The 2667-nt window shown below is 55.9% G+C and carries 2 protein-coding genes; both read right to left on the bottom strand.

What is annotated here, in order from left to right:
• Positions 1-189: 189 nt before the first annotated feature.
• Entirely contained in the window at positions 190-981 is a 792-nt protein-coding gene (gene istB / locus ABYT07_RS20340; RefSeq protein ID WP_372993825.1) for an IS21-like element helper ATPase IstB, read from the bottom strand.
• Positions 971-2497, bottom strand: a complete 1527-nt coding sequence (gene istA / locus ABYT07_RS20335; RefSeq protein ID WP_372993824.1) for an IS21 family transposase — start codon at positions 2495-2497, stop codon at positions 971-973. Before istA ends, istB begins: the two co-directional genes overlap by 11 nt.
• Between the last annotated feature and the right edge of the window lie 170 nt (positions 2498-2667).

Below are 2667 nucleotides of genomic sequence, written 5' to 3'. Positions count from 1 at the left end.
GTCTGTAACACGGCCAAGGTTACGTAGCAGTGCTGCAACTTCGCTGATCATCTTCACGGCTTTGTTTTCGGTGCGCAACAGCATCTGGCGTAGGCCACGCTCGGTATTCTCTGGCTTGTTGGATGTCACTTAAAACTGACCCGGTGTTGTCACCGAGATTTGACCCGCTCAGTCGTTATGCTTTGTTCGTCATGATGTGGTCAATGGTGGTGTCTCCTTTCGTTTCTGTTTCGCCGTTTCGGAGCTGGCTTTGAAGCGGTAGCTGTCATTACCGGTCTCGAGGATGTGGCAGCGATGGGTAAGGCGGTCGAGCAAAGCAGTGGTCATTTTGGCGTCACCAAAGACCGTTGCCCATTCGCTGAAGCTCAGGTTGGTGGTGATCACGACGCTGGTGCGCTCGTAAAGCTTGCTGAGAAGATGGAACAGCAAAGCACCGCCTGAGGTGCTGAACGGCAGATAACCCAGCTCGTCCAAGATCACCAAATCCGTCTTGATCAGCGCCTCAGCGATCTTTCCAGCTTTGCCCTGAACCTTTTCTTGTTCCAGCGCATTGACCAGTTCGACCGTCGAGAAGAAACGCACGCGCTTGCGATGATGTTCAATGGCTTGAACGCCAAGGGCAGTCGCGACGTGCGATTTGCCCGTGCCAGGACCACCGATCAAGACGACATTCTCAGCCGCGTCCATGAACTCACAGCGATGCAGTTGGCGCACGAGGGCCTCGTTGATCTCACTGGCAGCGAATGTGAAGCCAGAAAGATCCTTGTAGGCAGGGAAGCGGGCGGCCTTCATATGATAGGCGATTGAGCGCACTTCACGTTCAGCCATCTCAGCTTTAAGCAGTTGCGAGAGTATCGGGACGGCAGCATCAAACGCGGGTGCCCCCTGTTCGAGCAGATCGCCAACGGCCTGGGCCATCCCGGGCATCTTCAGGCTGCGCAGCATGATGACGATAGCGGCTCCGGCAGGATCATGACGCATGGCGCGTACCTCCCTGCCGTAATCCGTCATAGCGCGCAACATTGGCCTCGGGTTCCTTGCTTAGCGACAGCGCAGTCGGTGGCGTCACGTCAGGCTGCTCTGTTGGCTTTCCATCCACCAGCCTGTGAAGCAGGTTCAGCACATGGGTCTTGGTCGGCACGCCTGCGTCCAGTGCCATTTCTACGGCGCGGAGCACGGCCTGCTCGTCATGCTGCAAAACCAAGGACAAGATATCGACCATTTCCCGGTCTCCGCCAGGCTTACGCAGCATAAGGCTTTGAAGTTTACGGAATGCCTCAGGCATTTCTATGAAGGGTGCCCCATTGCGCAACGCACCAGGTTTGCGCTGGACCACCGCCAGATAATGCCGCCAATCATAGATGACGCGCCCAGGCGTACGGTGCGACCTCTCAATGATGCGCAGATGTTCACAAACCACCTGTCCCTCTGCGACAATCACCAGCCGTTCGGGGTAAATATGCAGACTGACTGGCCGGTTCGCGAAGCTCGCCGGGACAGAGTAGCGATTGCGATCAAAGGCGATCAGGCAGGTTGGTGACACGCGCTTGCTCAACTCAACAAAGCCGTCAAACGCCCTTGGTAGGGGCATCAACGCAGGCTGCTCGGCCTCCCAAGCATCAGCGATGCTCCCCTGCAAACTACCGTGTGCCGTCTCAGACCAAAGTACCTTGCAGCGATCTTCAAGCCAGTCGTTCAGGGCTTCAAGGTCTGGGAAGACGGGCGCGACCTGCCACAGTCGATGGCGGGCATCGCGGACGTTCTTCTCAACCTGGCCTTTCTCCCAGCCCGCCGCTGGATTGCAGAACTCAGGCTCAAAGACATAATGGCTCGTCATCGCCAAAAAACGCGCATTCACATCGCGCTGCTTGCCGCGTCCGACACGGTCAACAGCCGTCTTCATATTGTCATAGATGCCTCGGCCTGGGATGCCACCGAACACACGAAAGGCTTGCCAGTGGGCATCAAACAGCATTTCATGCGTCTGTAACAAATAGGCCCGCACCAAAAATGCGCGGCTGTGTGACAGCTTGATATGGGCCACTTGAAGCTTGACGCGTTCGCCGCCGATCACAGCCCAATCTTCGCTCCAATCGAACTGGAACGCCTCCCCAGGCTGAAAGACCAAAGGCACAAATGTCTCGCGACCACTTGTTTGTTGCGCGCGCTGCCGGTCAGCCTTCCAGGCCCGCACAAAGACTGCGACCCTCTCATATGATCCGTCAAAGCCAAGCTGCACCAAATCTGCATGTATCTGTTTAGCCGTGCGCCGCTCTTTACGCGACTTACGCTGCTCCATCAGCAGCCAACCCGACAGTTTCTCCGCAAACGGATCCAACTTGCTTGGCCGTGTTGGCGTCTGGAAGCTCGGCTCTACGATATCAGCGCGCAGATACTTCCTGATGGTGTTGCGAGACAGCCCAGTCCGCCGTGAAATCTCGCGAATGGGCATCTTGTCCCTTAAAGACCACCGTCGAATTACGCTCAAAAATCCCATGTCTATCACTCCAATGACCCCCGACAAATCCCGTCAGGGGCACGGTTGCACATGGGTCATTTCTCAGTGACAATTCTGACCTCTACCGGGTCAGTTTTAAGTGACATCCAACAATATGTTCACCTGCTCTTAGACCAACACCAGATTATTTTTGCTGAAGGACTAGCAAG

Source organism: Sulfitobacter sp., assembly GCF_041552635.1.
Classification (GTDB): Bacteria; Pseudomonadota; Alphaproteobacteria; order Rhodobacterales; family Rhodobacteraceae; genus Sulfitobacter.
The sequence above is the reverse complement of the archived record's forward strand: the minus strand, read 5'-3'. Positions and strand labels throughout refer to the sequence as shown.

Bases quoted from the DNA above. Each gene is read 5' to 3' on its own strand.
- istB (WP_372993825.1), bottom strand. From the start codon at position 981: ATGCGTCATGATCCTGCCGGAGCCGCTATCGTCATCATGCTGCGCAGC.
- istA (WP_372993824.1), bottom strand. From the start codon at position 2,497: ATGGGATTTTTGAGCGTAATTCGACGGTGGTCTTTAAGGGACAAGATG.